This window comes from Janthinobacterium sp. GW460-12-1-14-LB5, from assembly GCF_059423585.1.
The window spans coordinates 1-20,087 of sequence record NZ_JBWKYD010000015.1; the positions used below are offsets into that span (position 1 = coordinate 1).

The following is a 20,087-nucleotide window of genomic DNA, read 5'->3' on the forward strand; positions in this document are numbered from 1 at the left end:
CTTGTCACGTCCGGCCTGGAGAAGGCGGGGTGCCAGCGCAGCGGTCTGATGCAGGGCGGACTATTATTTGCTTTGAATTGTCCCAGGGGACTGCATCGCGTCGAGGAATTCCTTGGGATCAATGTTCCTTGCTTCCGTGGTGTCGCCGCAATTCTTGGCAATCATGGTGCCGAGCGATACGCTGGCATTGCATTTGCGGGCAGCGAGCTTGGGCGCGCCATTTTCAGCTGCAGGTTCGGGGGTGGCACAGCCAGCCAGCGACAATGCAGAAATACTGATTAATAAATAACAAAAATCAGAAAACAATTTCATGCTTATTACCTTTCGTGATGATACACATTCGTTGAAGAGGGTGAGTTGATTGTAGCAAAACATGGCTCATTTGCTATGATATTTTTTTTGGCAATATTGCGAGAGCAGATGGTAGGGTTGTTTGAGTGAAATATCGGCCATCGGTGTGACGCCTTCCTTGATCGGCATGGCGGCGTTGCCCTTGCTGCTAGCCGCCGCTGGCGGTTTCCTCGGGGCGCTATAGAGGGAAGGGGGTGCGTACTGTATAATGGGAGAAAAGTACCTAACTACCTGTTTTCACTGGATAAAGACCTCACTAATGCTTTCTACAGCTAACATTACGATGCAGTTTGGCGCCAAGCCATTGTTTGAGAATATCTCCGTCAAGTTCGGCGACGGCAACCGCTATGGTTTGATCGGCGCGAACGGCTGCGGCAAGTCGACGTTCATGAAGATCCTGGGCGGCGACCTGGATCCTTCCGGCGGCAACGTCATGCTCGACACCAACGAGCGCCTGGGCAAGCTGCGCCAGGACCAGTTCGCGTTTGAAGACATGCGCGTGCTCGACGTCGTCATGATGGGGCACACGGAAATGTGGGCCGCCATCCAGCAACGCGACGCCATCTACGCGAACCCGGAAGCGACGGACGACGACTACATGCAGGCCGCCGAACTGGAAGGCAAGGTTTCCGAATACGACGGCTACACGGCCGAATCGCGCGCCGGCGAACTGCTGCTGGGCGCCGGCGTCGCCATCGACCTGCACCAAGGTCCGATGAGCAATGTCTCGCCAGGCTGGAAGCTGCGCGTGCTGCTGGCGCAGGCGCTGTTCTCGAACCCGGACATCCTGCTGCTCGACGAGCCGACGAATAACCTGGACATCAACACGATTCGCTGGCTGGAAGACGTGCTCAACGAGCGCAACTCCACCATGATCATCATTTCCCATGATCGTCACTTCCTGAACCAGGTCTGCACCCACGTGGCCGACATGGATTACGGCACCCTGAAGATTTATCCGGGCAACTACGACGAATACATGTTCGCCTCGACCCAGGCGCGCAACCAGCAACTGGCCAACAACGCGAAAGCGAAAGACAAGGTTGCGGAATTGCAGGAATTCGTGCGCCGCTTCGCCGCGAACAAATCGAAGGCCCGCCAGGCGACGTCGCGCGCCAAGCAGATCGAAAAGATCAAGGTCGACGACATCAAGCCATCGTCGCGCGCCTATCCGTTCGTGCGTTTCGACGGCGAAAAGAAATTGCACCGCCTGGCCGTGGAAGTCGAGAACATCTCGAAAGGCTTCGATCGTCAGCTGTTCAAGAATTTCAGCATCATGGTCGAAGCGGGCGAACGCATCGCCATCATCGGCGCCAACGGCGCCGGCAAGACCACCATGCTGCGCTGCATCGCGGGCGACATCGCCGGCCTGCAGCCGGACCAGGGCCGCGTGAAGTGGGCGGAAAACGCCAACGTGGGCTACATGCCGCAAGATCCGACGGAAGATTTCGCCAAGGACACGAACCTGACCGACTGGATCGGCCAGTGGACGAAAGAGGGCGACGACGACCAGGCCGTGCGCTCCATCCTGGGCCGCTTGCTGTTCGGCGGCGACGACGTGAAAAAGGCTGTCAAGGTACTGTCCGGTGGCGAGAAGGGCCGCATGATGTACGGCAAGCTGATGCTGGGCCGCCACAACGTGCTGATGCTCGATGAGCCGACCAACCACATGGACATGGAATCGATCGAATCCCTGAACATCGCGCTGGAAAAATACGCGGGCACCCTGATCTTCGTGTCGCATGACCGCGAATTCGTCTCTTCGCTGGCCAACCGCATCATCGAAATCAAGGAAGATGAAGTGGTCGATTACCGCGGCAACTACGAAGACTATCTCAAGAGCCAGGGTATCGATTAAACGCCTGATCAAACCTACTGCGCGTCGCGCTTTGCGGCCTGTGATGCTCACCGTGCTTCAGCACGGTTGCGCTTCTCGGCCACAAATCGCTGCCGCTCGCTACGGTTTTATCAGGCGTTTGGAAAGCTGGTGGTGTACTCTGGTAGCACCACACCGACGCGCCGCGGTTATTTCGTTCCGGCGCACCTGCTTTATTGCAATCGTGCCGGTCTATCCCGTTTTTGTTTGACACAGCCATGCAAACTTTAGCCATCAAATCCGTCGAGTACGAACACCCGCAAGACGGAGCCAGCTGCACTGCCCACGCCTGGGCACGCACGCCAGCGACGCCGTCCCCGGCTGAAAAAGCCGAACTGATCACGCGCATCAAGCGCCTGCTGACCGAGCGCGAAGCCGTGCTCGTTGCCCACTATTACGTTGATGCTGACCTGCAAGACCTGGCGGAAGCCACGGGCGGCTGCGTCTCCGACTCGCTGGAAATGGCCCGCTTCGGGCGCGACCATCCGGCCAAGACCCTGGTCGTGGCCGGCGTGCGCTTCATGGGCGAAACGGCCAAGATCCTCAGCCCCGAGAAAACCGTCCTGATGCCTGACCTCGACGCGACCTGTTCGCTCGACCTCGGCTGCCCGGTGGACGAATTCACGGCCTTCTGCGACGCCCATCCGGACCGTACCGTCGTTGTCTACGCCAACACCAGCGCGGCCGTCAAAGCGCGCGCGGACTGGATGGTGACGTCGTCCATCGGCCTCGACATCGTGGCCCACCTGCATGCGCAGGGCAAGAAAATCCTGTGGGCACCGGACAAGCACCTGGGTTCGTATATCCAGAAAGAAACGGGCGCCGACATGCTGCTGTGGCAAGGTTCCTGTCTGGTGCACGACGAATTCAAGGGCATCGAACTCGATTTGCTCAAGGAAGAGTATCCGCAAGCCAAGGTGCTCGTGCATCCGGAGTCGCCCGCCAACGTGGTGGCGCTGGCCGATATGGTCGGTTCCACGTCGCAAATGATTGCGGCAGCGCAAACCATGGACACGGACACTTTCATCGTCGCCACCGACAACGGCATCCTGCACAAGATGCGCGCGGCCGCGCCCGGCAAGCGCTTCATCGAAGCGCCCACGGCCGGCAACAGCGCCACGTGCAAAAGCTGCGCGCACTGCCCGTGGATGGCCATGAACGGCTTGCTGAACCTGGCGCAAACGCTGGAAAACATGCACAACGAAATCCACGTCGATCCTGCCGTCGGCCAGCTGGCCGTGCGTTCGATCAATCGCATGCTCGACTTCGCCGCCGCCAAGAAGGCAGGCTTGCAGCCAGGCGCGGACCTGGCTAAAGAAACTAAATTGTTCCAAGGAATCGGTCCAGCATGAGTACTCTCGTCAATTCTTTCGCTCCCTTTGACCCCGCCCTGGCGCGCGCGTTCGAGGGCAATCTGCTGGCCGCCTTGCTGGAAGACGTGGGCCAGTGCGACCTGACGGGCGAGCTGGTGCCGCCCGACCACATCGTCACGGCCCGTGTCATCGTGCGCGAAGCGGCCGTGCTGTGCGGCGCGCCGTGGTTCGAAGGCATCATGAAAAGCCTGGACCGCAGCATCGACATCGCCTGGCATTATGCCGAAGGCGACATGATGACGGCCGACAGCGTCGTGTGCACGATTCAGGCGCCGGCGCGCGCCTTGCTGACGGCCGAGCGCAGCGCCCTCAATTTCCTGCAACTGCTGTCGGCCGTGGCCACGGCCACGCGCCGCTATGTCGACGTGATCGCCGGCACGAAAGCCTCCATTCTGGACACGCGCAAGACCCTGCCTGGCCTGCGCCTGGCGCAAAAGTATGCGGTGCGCGTGGGCGGCGGCAAGAACCAGCGCCTGGCACTGTACGACGGCATTTTGATCAAGGAAAACCATATCGCGGCCGCCGGCGGCGTCAGCCAGGCCCTGGAAAACGCGCGCAACCTCGATGCGGGCGTGCCCGTGCAAATCGAGGTGGAAACCCTGGCGCAATTGCAGGAAGCGCTGGACGCGGGCGCCGTCTCCGTGCTGCTCGATAACTTCAGCAACGACATGATGCGCGAGGCCGTGGCCCTTACCAACGGCCGCGCCTTGCTCGAAGCGTCGGGCGGCATTAACTTCGACACCGTGCGCGCCATTGCCGAAACGGGCGTGGACCGCATCTCGATCGGCAGCCTGACCAAAGATGTGCAGGCCACCGATTACTCCTTGCGCATCGTCGGCTGATGAGAGGAGCGGGGCGGCGCCTGCTGGCCCTGGCGCTGCTGTGGCCGGCCCTGGCCGTGCCCTTGCACGCGCAGGCGCGCGAGCTGCTGGCCGTGGGCGCGCAGTTCGAGCGCGTGTTCGAGTACCAGGACAGCGGCGAGTATGGCGGCCTGGGCGCGGAACTGCTGCGCCTGATGGCGGCGCGCACGGGCAATACCGTGCGTTTCCGCATGGTGCCGTGGGCGCGCGCGCAAGCCATGCTGGTGCAGGGGCAGGCCGATATCCTGATCGGCCCCTACAAGACGCCCGAGCGCATCGCCAGCATGGCGTTTTCCGACAAGCCGTTTTACCAGGACCAGATGGTCTTTTATGCGCGCCAGGACGCCAGTTTCGGCTGGGATGGCGACTACGCGGCGCTGAAGCAGCGCCGCGTGGTGCTGCTCAATGGCTGGGCCTATGGCGCGGACTGGGAAAGAGTCCGGCCCGGCTTGCAGGTCAGCGTGGCCAATAACGTGGAAAATGGCTTGAAGATGCTGGTGCACAACCACGTCGACGTCTTCGTCAGCAACCGCCGCAATACCGACCCCGTGATTGCCCGGCTCGGCTATGGCCGCCAGGTGAAACCCTTGCCCAAAGTCATAGAAATCCAAAACGGCTATTTCGCCTATCCCCGCTCGCCTGCTTTCGACAAGCTGCGCCTGCAGTTCGACCAGGAATTGAATAGCCTGATCGAGACGGGCGAACTGAAACGGCTGGGCAAGCGCTACGACGTCGGCATGCCCTGACACGGCCTATCTTCCCTGTGTTTGACGCGCCTCAAGCGTCCTGCTCGGCCTGGTTATACCCTGATGACAGGCAGCGCAATTCTGTCCATCGCGCAGAAGGGGAACGCCATGAAAACGCATACCAGCAAGCAGATTCTTTACGCCTGTCTCGCCGTCATCCTGGCCGCCGCGCTGTTTGCCTGCGGCGGCCATCACCACCACAAGCCGCCAGTGCTGAACACGTATGTGGCGACCAGCCTCGTGTCCGACACGGCGGCCTTGCCGGCCGCGCACACGGACCCTAACCTCGTCAACGCCTGGGGCGTGGCCTTCAATCCACGCGGTTTCGTCTGGGTAGCCGCGAATGGCACGGCGAAGTCGACCTTGTACGACGGCAACGGCGTACCGCAGTCGCTGGTGGTCAGCACGCCGGCCGGCCCGACGGGCATCGTATTCAACGGCACGCAGGACTTCAAGCTGAGCCAGAACGGCGTGACGGCGCCCAGCCCGTTCATCTTCGCCAGCGAAAGCGGCAGCATCTCGGCCTGGTCGCCCACGGTCAGCCCGACGACGGCCCTGGTCGTGTTCGACGGCAGCGCGGACGGCAGCGTCTACAAGGGCCTGGCCATCTCGCGCTATGCGAACGCCAATTACCTGTATGCGGCCGATTTCCATAACCGGCGCGTCGACGTCTTCGATGCCAATTTCGCCAGAGTCAGCTTGCCTGGCGCCTTCGGCGACCCCAGCTTGCCGGCCGGCTATGCGCCGTTCGGCATCCAGGCCATCGGCGAGCGCATCTATGTCGCCTATGCCATGCGCGAGGCCAGCGGCGACGACGAGGAGGCGGGCGCGGGCCTCGGCATCGTCAATGTGTATGACACGGGCGGCACACTGCTCAAGCGGCTGGTGAGCGGCGGGGCTCTGAATGCGCCCTGGGGCATGGCGCTGGCGCCGGCCGATTTCGGCACGGCCAGCAATATGTTATTGATAGGGAATTTTGGCGACGGCAAGATCAATGCCTATGACCCGTCCACGGGCGCCGCCGGCGGTCCGCTGCGCAAGGCTGACGGCACGCCGCTGGTGATCGATGGCTTGTGGGGGATTGCCTTCGGCAATGGCCTCAACAATCAGCCTCTGAATACCCTGTTCTATGCGGCCGGGCCGGATGACGAGGCGCACGGGCAATACGGACGCATCGATGTGAAGTAACGTCCCCGTGCGCCCGCGGGGCGGCACGGGGCTGGCCATGCTTACAGCTGGCGCGCCTCGAAGGTGTTGCACTGGCTGATCTGGCCGCTCTCGATGCCCTTGCTGAACCAGCGCACGCGCTGATCCGAGGTGCCGTGCGTAAACGAGTCCGGCACGACATGGCCTTGCGCCTGGCGCTGCAGCGCATCGTCGCCGATGGCCGTGGCCGCTTTCAGGGCCGCTTCCACGTCGCCTTGTTCCAGGATCTTGCGGTCCTGGTTCGCGTGGAATGCCCACACGCCGGCAAAGCAGTCGGCCTGCAACTCCAGGCGCACGGACATGGCGTTGGCCTGGCGCTCCGATTGCGTGCGGCGCGCATTGTCGACCTTTTCGGACAGGCCCATCAGGTTCTGCACGTGGTGTCCCACTTCATGCGCGATCACATAGGCCTCGGCAAATTCGCCCGAGACCTTGAAGCGCTGCTGCATCAGATTGAAGAAATCGAGGTCCAGGTAGACTTTCTGGTCGCCGGGGCAATAGAAGGGGCCGCTGGCGCTCTGGCCCGTGCCGCAGGCCGTCGGGATGCTGCCCGAGAACAGCACCAGCTTGGGTTTGACATAGCTGCCGCCTTCGGCCTTGAACAGGGCGCCCCACGTGTCTTCCGTATCGGCCAGCACGGTCCGCACGAAGCGGGTCATCTCGTCGTTTGCGGGTGCCTGGCGCGCAGGCGCCTGGCTTTGCTGGGTGCTGATCTGGCCGCCACCGCCGCTGAGCAGGTTGAGCAAGGTCAAGGGATTGACGCCCAGCACATACGAGCCGACGAGGGCGATGACGATGGTGCCGATGCCGATCGAGCGCCCGCCAAAACCGAAGCCGCCCCCACCGCCGCCCCCGCCGTCTTCGCCGCGGCGGTCTTCCACATTGTCGCTTTCGCGATTGCCTTCCCATTTCATGATCTTTACTCCTGCTGCGATTGTGCGATTGATTGGTGACGCCTGCATATGCTTCTTGCGACGAATCTTGTTATTATCGCAGTAAACCACGCCGCGACAGGGGCGACAATGTTACCCTTTGCAACTTTTCACCCACTCCACAACAGGTACACGCATGGCGCTTGCCAACGATACACGCATTTCTCCCGTCGCGGTGGTTCAGGCCCAACTGGATGCCTACAATGCCCACGACGTGCCGGCCTTGCTGGCCATCTACGCCGATGACGCACAGCAATTCCAGCATCCCGATACCTTGCTGGCCCAAGGTGGCGCGCAGATCGGTCCCCGCTTCACGGCCCGTTTCGCCGCCAGCCGGCCCCGGGCGCAATTGCTCAACCGTATCGCCTGCGGCAAGCTGGTGATCGACCATGAAATCGTCCATGGCGACGCGCCGGACGGTGTTTCCGCGCAGGAACTGGTGGCGACGTATGAAGTGGAGCAGGGGCGTATCAGCCGCGCCTGGTTCAGCTTTGGCGCCCTGACCAGCCTGCGCGTGGCGCTGTCTGGTGATGTGCCTGCCATGAATGCGCTGATCGCCCGTTCCGGCATGGTGCTGAGCGCGGGATTTTATAGTGAAGAGCAGGCCGAGGCCGTGACGCGCCACGTGTTCGGCGTCGATACGCAGCTCGTTGCCGACCGGACGTATTTCGTCATCGAACGCGACGGCGCCATGCTGGCCTGCGGCGGCTGGAGCCGGCGCGCCACCCTGTACGGCGCCGACCGCGCCAAGAGCGGGCCGGATCCGCTGCTCGACCCGGCCAGCCAGCCGGGCCGTATCCGCGCCTTCTTCGTGGAGCCGGCCGCGGCGCGCCAGGGGCTGGGCAGCATGCTGATGCGCCATTGCGAACGTCAGGCGCGGGCCGCCGGTTTTACGGCACTGGAACTGGCCGCCACCTTGCCCGGCGTGCCCCTGTACCTGGCCAGCGGCTTTGCCGTCACGGAAGATTTTCACCTGGACTTGCCGGGCGATATACAACTGCCGCTGGCGCGCATGCACAAGCGGCTGTAAGGCAGCCTACCAGGGCAGCGGCGCCTTTTCCCCGTTGGCGTGCTCGCCGTAATACAGCGATGGCAAAAAGCGCGACAGATAGGTAAATTCGCTGTAGCAATGGCGCAGCAAATTCAGTCCCAGCACGTCGGGCTCGTCGCGCACGGGATTGAGGCTATTGCGACCCAGCAAGAATCGGCTGCGCAGCACGCAGCCCGTGGGCGTGTCGCGCGTCAGGTGCAGCATTTCGCCGTCGAGCGGATCGCCGTACGGGTCGAGCACGACGTAATCGCCAAAGCCGATGCGCGCGCAGATGGCGGCCGACAGGGCGCCGCTGTCCCTGGCCTGCTGCAATTGCGCGGGATCGAAGACTTCCTTCGGATCATGGAACTTCAGCTTGGCTTTCACGGGCGGAATATCGCCCAGCGACTCCACCGCCTCGATCGAGGCGCCGTAGTAACTCTCTCCCTTTTTCCACGCCTTGTTCCAGCCGTGATGGGCCACGTGATCGTGCGGATGCCACCACTTGATGTGCTGCGTCGTCTCGAAAAATGTGAACCACCAGTCCAGCATGCGTCCGCTGCAGCCTTGCAGTTCCGTGCGCGCCGCCACCAGCAGGCAGCCATTTTCCAGGCGCGTGATGCCCGTTTCCAGGGGCAGGGGAAACGGATCGAGCAAGTTGCCCGTGCCGGTGATGCTCCATGGGAATTCATTGTGCGTGTCGCTCGTCATGTCGTTCTCCTTTGTTGGGATGAGCCAATTATATATTAAAGAAACGTTTAACGTTTCCTAAATATGTTTCAGTGTAAAATTGCCCATCAATCAAGCTTGGAGATGGCATGCGGGAAGAAGAGAGCAAGGCCTTGCGCGGACGTGGCCGCCCGGCGCGCCCGCACGGGGAGGCACTGGAGGCAGCCGTGCAGGCGGCCACCTGGCTGCTGCTGAACGAAGGCTATGCGGCCACGACCATGGAAGCGGTGGCGCGCCACGCGGGCATGGCAAAAAAGTCGCTGTATCAATATGCGGCCAACCGCGAAGAACTCGTGGCGCTGGTGGTGCGCGGCTGGACGGACGCCTTTTTGCCGGCCATGGCGCACGATGCGGCCGCGCCTGGCGACGTCTTGCCGCTATTGAAGGAGATATTGCAGGTGATGGCGGCGCGCGTGCTGACGGCGGATGCCGTCGGCCTGTTCCGCCTGCTATGCACGGAGTTTCCCGCCCGCGCCGATTTGCTGGCCGTGTATCAGCGCAACGGCATCGAGCGGGGCACGGCGATGCTGGCCGAATGGTTGCAGCGCCAGGCCGCGCGCGGCCATCTGGTGCTGCAGGATGGAGCGGAAATGGCCGGCTTGCTGCTGGCCATGGTGATCGCCGAGCCGTTGCGGCAGATGGCGCTGGGCTTGCTGGCGCCCGTGCCGGCCTGGGATGCGGCGCCCCGCATCGATGCAGCGCTGCGCTTGCTGGGCGGGCAGGCGTTCAAGGTCGCTGGTGCTTCAGCGCTTCGCGGTAGCTGAGCGGCGATAGTTGCCGGCGGTGCGCGCCAGCAAACGCCGTCACAGCTTCGGCGGCGTGGCGCGCGTAATCGCGCAGGGCCCAGCCGATGGCCTTGCGGATGAAAAACTCGTCTTCATGGGCCAGCGCCAGCGCCGCATCGAACAGCCAGGCGGCATCCGTATCGGCGCGCCAGCCCAGCTGGTGCAGCATGGCGATGCGGCGCAGCCAGAAATCCGCGTGCCGCAAGGCACCATCCATGTGCTCATGGCCATCGCCGCCGCGCCGGTGCTCCGCCTGCAGCACGTCGCCCACGATGCCCGCCATGCCGTCGACGCTGTCCCACCACGCGCGCTGGCGCGCCAGTGCCAGCAGGGCGGGAATATGTTCGACGTCCAATTGCCGCCAGTGCAGGGCCAGCATGTCGAGCGCCACGTGCTGGTACTCGCGCTCGGGCTGCTGCCACAGCAGCTGTGCATGTTCCAGCAGCACATCAGCCCCCACGCCTTGCAAGCCCGCCAGCAAGTCCCTGGCGGCCATCCGCCGCTGCGGCGCGGCCACGCCCAGGAATATGAACTGGTCGCGCATATACGCCTGCATCGGTGCCGCGCGGCCCGGTTCGGCAACCGCTTCCAGCGCGATTTTTAGTTCTTGATGTAGATTCATGGCATCTCCAGGCGTAAAAAAAGCGCTCCGAAGAGCGCTTTATATCCGGGCAGAATGCCCGATAAAACCGTAGCGAGCGGAAGTGAATTGTGGCCGAGAAGCGCAACCGTACTTTAGTACGGTGAGCATCGCAGGCCGCAAGTCACGACGCGCAGTAGGTTTGATCGGGTATTCTTATTGGATTTTGGCTTTTTTCATCAGTTCATCGCGGTAGGCGGCGAGTTTCTTCTGCTGCAGCGACTCGGCTACCTGGCCCTTGACTTCTTCCAGTGCCGGCAGTTTCGTCGGACGGGTTTCTTCCAGCTTGATCACGTGGAAGCCGAACTGCGATTGCACCGGCGTTTGCGTGACCTGGCCTGGTTTCAGGGCCACCATGGCGTCGGAGAATGGCTTCACGTACGAAGCTGGGCTGGCCCAGTCCAGGTCGCCGCCATTGGCTGCGGAACCGTCTTTCGATACTTTCGCCAGTTCTTCGAATTTGGCGCCGCCTTTCAGCTTGGCGATGATGTCTTTCGCTTCCGCTTCGGTAGCCACCAGGATGTGGCGTGCATGGTATTCCTTGTCGCCGGCCTGGGCCTTGAACTTGTCGTACTCGGCCTTGATTTCAGCGTCCTTGACAGGGTTCTTCTTGACGTAGTCGGCCAGCAGGGCGTTGATGATGATGCTTTGACGGGCATTGTCGATCTGCGACTTGACTTCCGGACGCGTGCCGTAGCCTTGCTTGTCGGCTTCCTGGATCAGCACTTCGCGGCCGATCAGGTCTTTCTTGATGGCTTCGCGCAATTGCGGCGAATCGGCTTGCTTGCCTTGGGCGACGACTTGCTTGACGACCTGGTCAACGCGCGACGATGGGATGGCCTTGCCATTCACGGTAGCGACGTTTTGCGCAAATGCAGGGATCGCGACGACGGCGACCAGGGCTAAGATCAGGCGGGCTGGCTTCAAAATCATGTTCATTCCTAAAAATATACTAAAAATCGATACGCGCGACTGTCGCGCAGTGCGTGTTCAGGCGCAGAATACACGACCGGCGCCGAAAAGGGCGCCGGGGAGGTCAGTTCTTACTGAACTTTCGCTTTTTTGATCATTTCTTCCTGATACGCTTGCAGTTTCTTTTGCTGCAGCGCTTCGGCGATCTGTGGCTTGACTTCTTCCAGGGTCGGCAGTTTTGCCGCGCGGGTGTCGTCCAGCTTGATCACGTGGAAACCGTTAGGCGTTTGCACCGGGGTGTCCGTGACCTGGCCTTTTTGCAGTTTCACGAAGGCGTCGGAGAACACTTTCGGGAACGACGATGGGGCTGCCCAGTCCAGGTCGCCGCCGTTGTCGGCCGAACCCGCATCTTTCGATTGCTTGGCCAGGTCTTCGAACTTGGCGCCGCCTTTCAGCTTGGCGATGATGTCTTTCGCTTCCGCTTCGGTGGCCACCAGGATGTGGCGCACGTGGTATTCCTTGTCGCCCGTCTGTGCCACGAAGCGGTCGTATTCGGCCTTGATTTCAGCGTCGTTGACGGGGTTCTTTTTCAGGTAGTCGCCGACCAGGGCGTTGATGACGATGGCCTGGCGCGCGTTCTCGATTTGCTGCTTGACGGCTGCATCTTTACCGAAACCTTTGTTTTCCGCTTCTTGCATCAGCACTTCACGGCCGATCAAGTCCTTCTTGATCATTTCGCGCAGTTGCGGCGAATCCGGTTGCTGGCCTTGGGCGACGACTTGCTTGACGACTGCATCAACGCGCGACGATGGAATAGGCTTGCCATTAACAACGGCAACATTTTGCGCAAAAACAGGTACCGCGACAACGGCGAGTAGTGCGATCAGCAAGCGGGCTGGCTTAAAAGTCATTATTAAATCCTGTTAGGGAAAGTTTCGTAAAAAACGCATGGGAAGAAATCCATCACATGGCTCGGGTACGCCAAAACGCCATCCTTACACTACTTCGGACGGCGCCAGGGCCACAATCGCCAATGCATGTATCTCATTATGCATCATATCGTGCACGGAATCATACACCAGTCGATGGCGCATGACGAGCCTGAGCCCCTCAAATCGGCTAGAAATAATGCGTAGATTGTAATGGCCTCCGCCCGAGGCGGCGCCCGCATGGCCCCGGTGGCGCGCCGAGTCGTCTTCCAGCACGCATTCCAGAGGGGAAAGTGCCGTTTCCAGGCGGGTGCGGATGCGCTGCATGCGCGTTTCCGGTGCGGTGTTTTCGGTGCTGGTGGTGCTCATCATGCGTCTTCCTTGATATGTTTTGCCAGGAACAGGGTTTGCGCCACGATAAAGGCAAAGAAAATGCCCGTCGCGCCGAATGCTTTAAAACTGACCCAGGCGGCCATGTCGCCCTTGTACAGCACGAAGGCGACGAACAAATTCAGTGCGCCGATGGCGCCGAAGAAGATGATCCATGCGGCCAGCAACTGATTCCAGACGGCATCGGGCAATTGCACTTGCGCTTCCATGGTCTTGCGGATCAGGTTTTTCTTGAAACCCACGTGGGCGATCAAGAGGGCCAGGCCGGACAGCCAGTAGATCAGGGTCGGCTTCCATTTCAGGAAGAAATCGTCATGCAGGTAAATGCTGGCGCCGCCGAACACGACAAAGATGAACAGCGACAGCCACAGCATGCCGTCCACCTTGCGCCCGCGCAATAGCAGATAGCTGACCTGGCAAGCCGTGGCGACGATGCCGACGAGGGTGGCGAGTATCCACGGCGCCTGGTCAGCCTTGATCAGGCCGCCTGACACGAAGCCGGACAAATATTGCTGCACGAAATCGTGCGTGGCCGCTTCATACATGCCGCCCAGCTTGAAGGCGGCGAAGAAGGCGATCAGGGGGAAGAGGTCGAATAGAAATTTCATGGCGAGACTTTACACTGGTCTTATTAAAATCATCTTAGGAATGGCTTAGGAGCAACCGAGTTGCTCCCAGGCGATTCTGTGTCTCACGGCTGCGGATCGAAGCGCAAGGATGCCGAATTGATGCAATAGCGCAATCCGGTGGGTGGCGGGCCGTCCGGGAAGACGTGGCCCAGATGGGCGTCGCAGACGGCGCAGACGATTTCCGTGCGCAGCATGCCGTGGCTGCGGTCGACGATTTCCGTGACATTCGCCGGGTCCAGCGCCTGGAAATAGCTGGGCCAGCCGCAGCCGGAATCGAACTTCGTATCCGAGGCGAACAGGGGCGTGTTGCAGCAGACGCAGGTGTAGACGCCGTGTTCGTGGTGGTCCCAGAACTTGCCCGTGAACGCGCGTTCCGTGGCCGCGTGGCGCGTGACTTCGTATTGCATCGAGTCGAGCATGGCGCGCCATTCGGCGTCGGTTTTCTTGACTTTATTCGTGGTCATAATGACTCCTTAGGATGAGCAGCTGACTTCAAGGTGGCTGGCCCAGTCGGGCGGCAGGGCCGCATAGTGCTGGTGTTCGGGCTGTTCGTCAAATGGCTTTTGCAGTATTTCCAGCAATTTCGCCACTTCCGTGTAGTCCTGCTGCTGGGCTTTCTCGATGGCCACCTGCGCCAGATAGTTGCGCAGCACGTATTTCGGGTTGACCTGGTTCATGGCCGTCTGGCGCACGGCATCGGCGCTGTTTTCCGCCATCAGGCGCGCGCGGTATTGCGCGGCCCACGCATCGAAGGCGGGGCGGTCGATGAACATGTCGCGCAGCATGGTGTCATGTTCGGGCGCCGCTGCCTGCAGTGTAGACAAGGCGCGGAAGAAGTTCGTGAAATCCACGTGATTGGCTTGCATCAGCGCAAACATGTTGTCGAACAGGACCGTATCGTCGTCCTGGCTCGTCTGCAAGCCCAGCTTGGCGCGCAGCAAGCTATTCATCTTGTCCGCGAAGGCGGGTTGGTAGCTGTCCAGCGCCGCCTGCGCCAGTTCCACTTCGCCGATCAGCGGCAGCAGGGCCTGGCCCAGCGCGTAGCAGTTCCAGTGTCCCACCTGCGGCTGGTTCGCATACGAGTAGCGTCCCTGCTGGTCCGTATGGTTGCAGATGTGTTCGGCGTCAAACGCTTCCATGAAGCCGAAGGGTCCGTAATCGAGCGTCAGGCCCAGGATGGACATATTGTCCGTGTTCATGACGCCATGCATGAAGCCGACGGCTTGCCACTGCGCGATCATGTGCGCCGTGCGCACGCACACTTCGGCCAGCAAGGCCTGGTATGGATTTGCTGCAGCGCGCAAAGCGGGATAGAAGCCGTCGATCACGTAATCGGCGAGGATTTTCAGCTCGTCCGGCTTCTTGCGGTAAAACCAGTGCTCGAACGAGCCGAAGCGCACGAACGTGGGCGCCATGCGCGTCACGACGGCCGCCGTCTCGACCGTTTCGCGCATGATGCCTTGCTGCGAACCCATGATGGCCAGCGCGCGCGAGGTGGGAATGCCGAGCGCGGCCATGGCTTCCGAGCACAGGAATTCGCGGATGGACGAGCGCAGCACGGCGCGCCCGTCGCCCATGCGCGAATACGGCGTGGCGCCGGCGCCTTTCAGCTGCAGCTCCATCGGACCGTTTGCCGTGGCGATATCGCCCAGCAGGATGGCGCGGCCATCGCCCAGCTGGCCGGCCCAGACGCCGAACTGGTGGCCCGAATACACGGCCGACAGGGGTTGCGAGCGCTCGGCCACGGCATTGCCGGCCAGCAGCGCCACAAAGCCGGGCTCGGCCAGGCGCGCCGCATCGAGGCCGATCAGGCTTGCCGCCGGCGCGCTGGCCGCGACAAAGTAGGGCGCGGGCAGGGGCGTGGGCATCAAGCGCGTATAGAACGCGGGCGGCAAGGCCGCAAAGGCATTATCCAGTGGTAAGGTAGTAGCGCTGATGGCAATTCCATTCAAGGTAGGTGCGCTGGCAGATGGCGCCAGCCTGGAATGCGATTTTACCGCACGGCGCCAAGGCGTGCGGCGGGCGCCCATGCGGCTGGAAACGGAATCAAAAATTCCATGCTGCACCGCAATATCGAAATGCGTTGACGATTTCCGCACGACCGTACGAAACTAGGAAAAATCTTTAGATTCCAACAATAACCGAGTATCCACCCCAGGAGACACGATGTCGGCATTTCCCTTGAGTCCAGTGATGGGCCAGATGATGAATCAGCCCCTGCTGATTTCCAGCATTATCGAGTTTGCAGCGCGTCATTATGGCGGCAGCGAAATCATTTCGCGGCGGGTGGAGGGCGATATGCACCGCTACACCTACCGCGATTGCCACCAGCGCGCGCGCCGGCTGGCCAATGCCTTGCATGGCCTTGGCGTCGGCATGGGCGACCGGGTCGCCACCCTGGCCTGGAATGGCTACCGCCACCTGGAAGCCTATTATGCCGTGTCCGGCTCGGGCGCCGTCTTGCACACGATTAACCCGCGCCTGTTTCCCGACCAGATCGCCTATATTTCCAATCACGCGGAAGACCAGGTCTTGCTGTTCGATCTGACCTTTTTGCCCGTGGTGGAAAAAATCGCCGCCGACTGCACGTTCGTGCGCCATTTCGTCCTGATGTGCGACCGCGACCGCATGCCCGCCAGCAGCACCATTCCCGACCTGCTGTGCTATGAAGACTTGATCGCCACGCATTCCGACGATTACGCATGGCCCTTGTTCGACGAGAACTCGGCCGCTACCCTGTGCTATACGTCGGGCACGACGGGCAACCCCAAGGGCGCCCTGTATTCGCACCGCTCGACCGTGCTGCACGCGTACGCGTCGGCCATGCCCAGCGCCCTGAACGTGCGTGCCTCCGATACCGTGCTGCCCGTCGTGCCCATGTTCCACGTGAATGCCTGGGGCTTGCCGTATTCCGTGCCCCTGTCCGGCGCGCGCATGGTGTTTCCCGGCGCGGCGCTGGACGGCAAGTCGCTGTATGAATTGTTCGAGGCGGAAAAAGTGACGTTCTCGGCCGGCGTGCCCACCGTCTGGCTGGGCTTGCTGAACCATGCGCTGCAGAATGACTTGAAATTCTCCTCCTTCCGCCGCACGGTGATCGGCGGCGCGGCGTGCCCGCCGGCCATGATGGATACCCTGATCGACAAGTTCGACATCGAGGTCATCCACGCCTGGGGCATGACGGAAATGTCGCCGCTGGGCACGGCGGGCGGCTTGCAGACCAAGCACCTGGACTTGCCGAAGGAAGAGCAGCGCAAGATCCTGCAAAAGCAGGGCCATGCGATCTACGGCGTGGACATGAAGATCGTCGACGACGACGGCAAGGAATTGCCATGGGATGGCGTGGCGTATGGCCATTTGCTGGTGAAAGGGCCGTGGATCATTTCCTCGTACTACAAGAACGAGGGCGGCGAGGCGCTGCAGGACGGCTGGTTCCCCACGGGCGACGTGGCCACCATCGACGCGGACGGCTACATGCAGATCACGGACCGCAGCAAGGACGTGATCAAGTCGGGCGGCGAATGGATCGGCACCATCGACCTGGAAAACCTGGCCATGGCGCACCCGGCCGTGCTGCAGGCGGCCTGCATCGGCGTGTTCCACCCGAAATGGGACGAGCGTCCCGTGCTCGTGGTGGTATTGCGTCCCGGCATGACGGTCACGCGCGACGCCTTGCTGCAGTTTTTCGAAGGCAAGATCGCCAAGTGGTGGACGCCCGATGACGTGCTGTTCATCGACGCCTTGCCCATGGGCGCCACGGGCAAGATCCAGAAGAACAAGCTGCGCGAGCAGTTCAAGGGGCACCAGCTGCCAGGCATGTAAAGCGGCCTAGGCAGCTTGCGGCAGCGCCGACCCCAGCTTTTCCAGCAGATGATCGCACTGGAAGACGGACAGGGTCTGGCGCTGCGCCTCCGTGCCGATGTCGATCATTTCATCCATTTCGCTGCGCAGATCGTCATGTTCTCCCGTGCGGATGATTTGCGGCGCCGCAAAGCGCTGGCTGTCGGAAATGGTCATGATGTTATCGACATGGTCGACGAGGAAGCCGTAGCGTTCGGTGCCCCGTTCCACGATCAGGATCTTGCCGCTGCTGGCGTCCGGCAGCGCCGGCATCGCATACAGCTGGCGCAGGTCGATGATGCTGATCATTTGCTGGCGCAGGTTCAGCATGCCAAGCATGCAGGCCGGCATGCCCGGCGGCGTCGTGATGGCGCCGCTGAAGTCGATGATTTCGCGCACTTTCCCGATTTCCACGGCGAACGGGGTTTCTACCGTGAATGTGATGTACACGCGGCGCTGCGCCTTGCGCGTGGCGGCGCTGGCCGTTTCCGTGTCGGCCGGGTACAGGCGCGCGTGGCCGTCGCGCATTTCGACGATTTCCGCCTGCGATAGGATTTCCTTGTGGTTCAGGAAAATGATGTCGCCCAGGCCTTCTTTGGTGATGCAGCCAGCAAACATAGCGGCGCGCGCCTTGCTCAGCAGGGGAATCGGCAGCACCTCGTCGCCAAAGAAATGCACGATGCTGTCGACGGAATCGACGAGGAAGCCCACGGTCGTGTCGCCCAGGCGCACGACGATGATGCGCTGATCGCCTGTTGCGGCCGTGGCCGCCGTGCCGGACGCGGGCGCTTGCAGCAGGGCGCCGAAATCGACGACCGCCACCTGGCTGCCGCGAAAATGCATGCGGCCCAGGCATAGCGCGCTATTCAGCAGGGAACTGTGCAGTTCCGGCACCTTGATGATTTCCTGGATGGCCAGCATTTCAAAGGCGAACGTGGCGCCGGCCGCATGGAAGCTGACGCACTGCCGGCGTTCGCTTTGCGCATGGTAGCGGGCCGTGCTCAGTTTGGCGCCCGTCGCCTGCAGGGCCAGCACATGGGGCACGTTTTCGATGCGCAGCAGGGCGTGCGGGTCGAGCACTTGCAGCAGGCGCGCGCCGCCATCGAGCAAAATCGTGCCGGCGATGACGGCGTGGCTGTCGCCGGCCGCGTACTGCAGGGCGCTGCGGGCGCTGGCGGGCACGCGCAGGATCTCGCCCGTATCCTGGAAGACGATGCCGACCAGCACTTGCTGGAAGTCGAGGATGGCGATCTTGTCCGTGGCCACGGCGCGCGGCGCGTCGGCGCGGAACAGCCGGCCCAGGTTGACCACCGGAATGACGCTGCCGCGCAAGGTGAACATGCCTTCCAGATACGCGGGCGACAGGGGCAGGGCCGTGACTTTCGCCGGGTAATTGACGACTTCGCGGATGCAGCTGGCGGGCAGGGCGAATTCATCCTCGCCCAGGTGGAAGGAGCCGAACAGTTCGGTGGCCGTGTCGCTTGCGCCCTGCGCTTGCAAGCCCGTCGCTTCATGCATATCCATATGCGCCTTCCTTGCGTGGTATCAATTCGGGTGGCGCCACCACCTCGGTGACGGCATAGCTGTGCCGGGCGCAATCGATCAGCAACTGGCGCCCGTGGCGGCCGCCCAGCGCGCAAAAACCGACGTGCAAGCCGCACTGGGCCAGGTATTTTTGCGCCGCTTCCGCGTTTTGCCGGCCCACCTGCAGGCGGCCATGCACGTGGGCGGGGCCGAACATGCTGGCGCCGCCCGCCAGCACCACCTCGATATCGGCGTAATCGGCCTGGCGCACGCCCATCAGGCGCAGCAGCGAAGGCACGGCCTGGCTCACATAGCGCGCCCCCAGGCTGCTGTCGGCGCCCGGCGCTTCCGGCAGCAGGCAGTGGGCCAGGCCGCAACAGGGGCCATTCTTCCAGATGAAGCCGATGCCGATGCAGGAGCCCAGCAGCGCTTGCAGTTGTTGCCCCGGCGTGCCCACGCTAAGTTGCCCCATGCCAACATGGTGCAGCGGCAGGCCATGTTCGATGATGATGCTCATGCGCTGCCCGCCTTGTAAATCATGGGAAATTCGAATTGATAGCCGGTACCGAGCCGGGCGATGGTTTCCGACTCGCCCAGGATCAGCCGTCCTTCATCCTTGAGGCTCAGGCGCGCCTGGCGCAGCACGGTTTCCTGGTGCTCGGCGTCGAAATAAATGAGCACATTGCGCAGGAACACCAGGTCGAATTGCCGCGCCGGGCGCAGCGCTTCGAGCAGATTGTGCTGCGCAAAGCTCACGTGCTGCCGCAATTCCTCGTTGACCTGGACGCCATACGGCGCGGGCGAGAAATATTTGCGCAGCAAGTCCGGGTGCGACAATCGGATGCGCTCGACGGAGCGCCCGCTGTACTGGCCGGCCTTCGCCGCCGCGAGGATCTGCTGCGAAATGTCGCTGGCCAGGATCTGGTAGCGGAAGGCGGGCGCTTGCAGCCTGAATTGCTCGCACAGCATGGCGATCGAATACAGTTCCTCGCCGCTGGCGGCGGCGGCCGACCAGATGGACAGGCAGCCATCGGGATGGGCGCGCGCCCAGGCGGGCAGGTAGCGGTCGCGGAAGTAATCCCAGACCTGCGGCGTGCGGAAGAACAGGGTGTCGTTGGTGGTCACCAGGTCGATGAAATGGGCCACCTCGTCGCGGTCGCTGGCCACGCGGTCCAGGTAAGCCTGGTAGCTGTGCAGGGACAGCGCCTGCAGCCGTGGCTGCAAGCGCCGTTCCAGCAAGACGCTCTTGCGCGCCGTCATGGCGATGCCCGTATGCTGGCGCACCAGCGCGATCAGGGTCGTCAGCACCTCGGGCGTCAAGGTGGCCGCGTGGCTCAT

The 20,087-nt window shown here is 62.1% G+C and carries 21 protein-coding genes; 8 read left to right on the plus strand and 13 right to left on the minus strand.

The window, feature by feature from the left end:
* Positions 1 to 63 precede the first annotated feature (63 nt).
* Positions 64 to 312: a hypothetical protein gene (locus tag AC07X6_RS16480; protein ID WP_230537582.1), complete on the minus strand. Its 249-nt coding sequence runs from the start codon at positions 310 to 312 to the stop codon at positions 64 to 66.
* Positions 313 to 610: 298 nt separating this feature from the next.
* Here AC07X6_RS16480 and AC07X6_RS16485 point away from each other — a divergent pair, with 298 nt between their 5' ends.
* From AC07X6_RS16485 to AC07X6_RS16505, 5 genes are all read left to right on the plus strand, one after another.
* On the plus strand, positions 611 to 2,209 hold the full coding sequence (locus tag AC07X6_RS16485; protein WP_034756044.1) for an ABC-F family ATPase: 1,599 nt from the start codon (positions 611 to 613) through the stop codon (positions 2,207 to 2,209).
* 236 nt (positions 2,210 to 2,445) lie between these two features.
* Positions 2,446 to 3,579, plus strand: a complete 1,134-nt coding sequence (gene nadA, locus AC07X6_RS16490) for a quinolinate synthase NadA (protein WP_230537583.1) — start codon at positions 2,446 to 2,448, stop codon at positions 3,577 to 3,579.
* Positions 3,576 to 4,442 carry a carboxylating nicotinate-nucleotide diphosphorylase gene (gene nadC / locus AC07X6_RS16495; RefSeq protein ID WP_494791658.1) on the plus strand — a complete coding sequence of 289 codons (867 nt, stop codon included), beginning with the start codon at positions 3,576 to 3,578 and terminating at the stop codon, positions 4,440 to 4,442. The genes nadA and nadC overlap by 4 nt, the downstream gene beginning before the upstream one ends.
* Entirely contained in the window at positions 4,442 to 5,206 is a 765-nt protein-coding gene (locus AC07X6_RS16500; protein WP_494791659.1) for a substrate-binding periplasmic protein, read from the plus strand. The genes nadC and AC07X6_RS16500 overlap by 1 nt, the downstream gene beginning before the upstream one ends.
* Positions 5,207 to 5,314: 108 nt before the next feature.
* Entirely contained in the window at positions 5,315 to 6,394 is a 1,080-nt protein-coding gene (locus AC07X6_RS16505) for a TIGR03118 family protein (RefSeq protein WP_494791660.1), read from the plus strand.
* A 41-nt stretch (positions 6,395 to 6,435) separates the two neighbouring features.
* On the opposite strand, the gene ypfJ is transcribed toward AC07X6_RS16505, so the two are convergent.
* Positions 6,436 to 7,326, minus strand: a complete 891-nt coding sequence (gene ypfJ / locus AC07X6_RS16510) for a KPN_02809 family neutral zinc metallopeptidase (RefSeq protein WP_230537587.1) — start codon at positions 7,324 to 7,326, stop codon at positions 6,436 to 6,438.
* Positions 7,327 to 7,480: 154 nt separating this feature from the next.
* On the opposite strand from ypfJ, the gene AC07X6_RS16515 reads away from it, so the two are divergent.
* Positions 7,481 to 8,374 carry a GNAT family N-acetyltransferase gene (locus AC07X6_RS16515; protein WP_494791661.1) on the plus strand — a complete coding sequence of 298 codons (894 nt, stop codon included), beginning with the start codon at positions 7,481 to 7,483 and terminating at the stop codon, positions 8,372 to 8,374.
* Positions 8,375 to 8,380: 6 nt separating this feature from the next.
* On the opposite strand, the gene AC07X6_RS16520 is transcribed toward AC07X6_RS16515, so the two are convergent.
* Positions 8,381 to 9,085 carry a DAPG hydrolase family protein gene (locus AC07X6_RS16520; protein ID WP_494791662.1) on the minus strand — a complete coding sequence of 235 codons (705 nt, stop codon included), beginning with the start codon at positions 9,083 to 9,085 and terminating at the stop codon, positions 8,381 to 8,383.
* A gap of 107 nt (positions 9,086 to 9,192) precedes the next feature.
* On the opposite strand from AC07X6_RS16520, the gene AC07X6_RS16525 reads away from it, so the two are divergent.
* Positions 9,193 to 9,867: a TetR/AcrR family transcriptional regulator gene (locus tag AC07X6_RS16525; RefSeq protein WP_494791663.1), complete on the plus strand. Its 675-nt coding sequence runs from the start codon at positions 9,193 to 9,195 to the stop codon at positions 9,865 to 9,867.
* Here the strand turns inward: AC07X6_RS16525 and AC07X6_RS16530 are convergent.
* From AC07X6_RS16530 to AC07X6_RS16560, 7 genes are all read right to left on the minus strand, one after another.
* Complete coding sequence (locus AC07X6_RS16530; RefSeq protein WP_494791664.1) at positions 9,830 to 10,510, minus strand: DNA alkylation repair protein; 681 nt, start codon at positions 10,508 to 10,510, stop codon at positions 9,830 to 9,832. The genes AC07X6_RS16525 and AC07X6_RS16530 overlap by 38 nt on opposite strands.
* A gap of 174 nt (positions 10,511 to 10,684) precedes the next feature.
* The gene (locus tag AC07X6_RS16535; protein WP_034756072.1) at positions 10,685 to 11,461 is read right to left on the minus strand and encodes a peptidylprolyl isomerase; all 777 of its coding nucleotides are present in this window, start codon (positions 11,459 to 11,461) and stop codon (positions 10,685 to 10,687) included.
* 110 nt (positions 11,462 to 11,571) lie between these two features.
* Positions 11,572 to 12,351 (minus strand): peptidylprolyl isomerase, encoded by a 780-nt coding sequence (locus tag AC07X6_RS16540; RefSeq protein ID WP_077404793.1) that lies wholly within the window; start codon positions 12,349 to 12,351, stop codon positions 11,572 to 11,574.
* A gap of 84 nt (positions 12,352 to 12,435) precedes the next feature.
* Positions 12,436 to 12,741: a BolA family protein gene (locus AC07X6_RS16545; protein ID WP_474291360.1), complete on the minus strand. Its 306-nt coding sequence runs from the start codon at positions 12,739 to 12,741 to the stop codon at positions 12,436 to 12,438.
* Positions 12,738 to 13,367, minus strand: coding sequence for a septation protein A (locus AC07X6_RS16550; RefSeq protein WP_046682773.1), 630 nt, complete (start codon positions 13,365 to 13,367; stop codon positions 12,738 to 12,740). Before AC07X6_RS16550 ends, AC07X6_RS16545 begins: the two co-directional genes overlap by 4 nt.
* Before the next feature lie 83 nt (positions 13,368 to 13,450).
* Positions 13,451 to 13,852: a peptide-methionine (R)-S-oxide reductase MsrB gene (gene msrB / locus AC07X6_RS16555; RefSeq protein ID WP_099393747.1), complete on the minus strand. Its 402-nt coding sequence runs from the start codon at positions 13,850 to 13,852 to the stop codon at positions 13,451 to 13,453.
* Between the two features lie 9 nt (positions 13,853 to 13,861).
* Positions 13,862 to 15,418: a protein adenylyltransferase SelO gene (locus tag AC07X6_RS16560; protein WP_494791770.1), complete on the minus strand. Its 1,557-nt coding sequence runs from the start codon at positions 15,416 to 15,418 to the stop codon at positions 13,862 to 13,864.
* Positions 15,419 to 15,554: 136 nt separating this feature from the next.
* On the opposite strand from AC07X6_RS16560, the gene AC07X6_RS16565 reads away from it, so the two are divergent.
* Positions 15,555 to 17,207, plus strand: coding sequence for a 3-(methylthio)propionyl-CoA ligase (locus AC07X6_RS16565; RefSeq protein ID WP_268993672.1), 1,653 nt, complete (start codon positions 15,555 to 15,557; stop codon positions 17,205 to 17,207).
* A 6-nt stretch (positions 17,208 to 17,213) separates the two neighbouring features.
* On the opposite strand, the gene AC07X6_RS16570 is transcribed toward AC07X6_RS16565, so the two are convergent.
* From AC07X6_RS16570 to AC07X6_RS16580, 3 genes are read right to left on the minus strand one after another with little or no spacing between them, the layout of a single operon-like run.
* Complete coding sequence (locus AC07X6_RS16570; RefSeq protein ID WP_494791665.1) at positions 17,214 to 18,749, minus strand: chemotaxis protein CheW; 1,536 nt, start codon at positions 18,747 to 18,749, stop codon at positions 17,214 to 17,216.
* On the minus strand, positions 18,736 to 19,266 hold the full coding sequence (locus AC07X6_RS16575; protein WP_230537596.1) for a chemotaxis protein CheD: 531 nt from the start codon (positions 19,264 to 19,266) through the stop codon (positions 18,736 to 18,738). Before AC07X6_RS16575 ends, AC07X6_RS16570 begins: the two co-directional genes overlap by 14 nt.
* Positions 19,263 to 20,087, minus strand: coding sequence for a CheR family methyltransferase (locus tag AC07X6_RS16580; protein ID WP_494791666.1), 825 nt, complete (start codon positions 20,085 to 20,087; stop codon positions 19,263 to 19,265). The genes AC07X6_RS16575 and AC07X6_RS16580 overlap by 4 nt, the downstream gene beginning before the upstream one ends.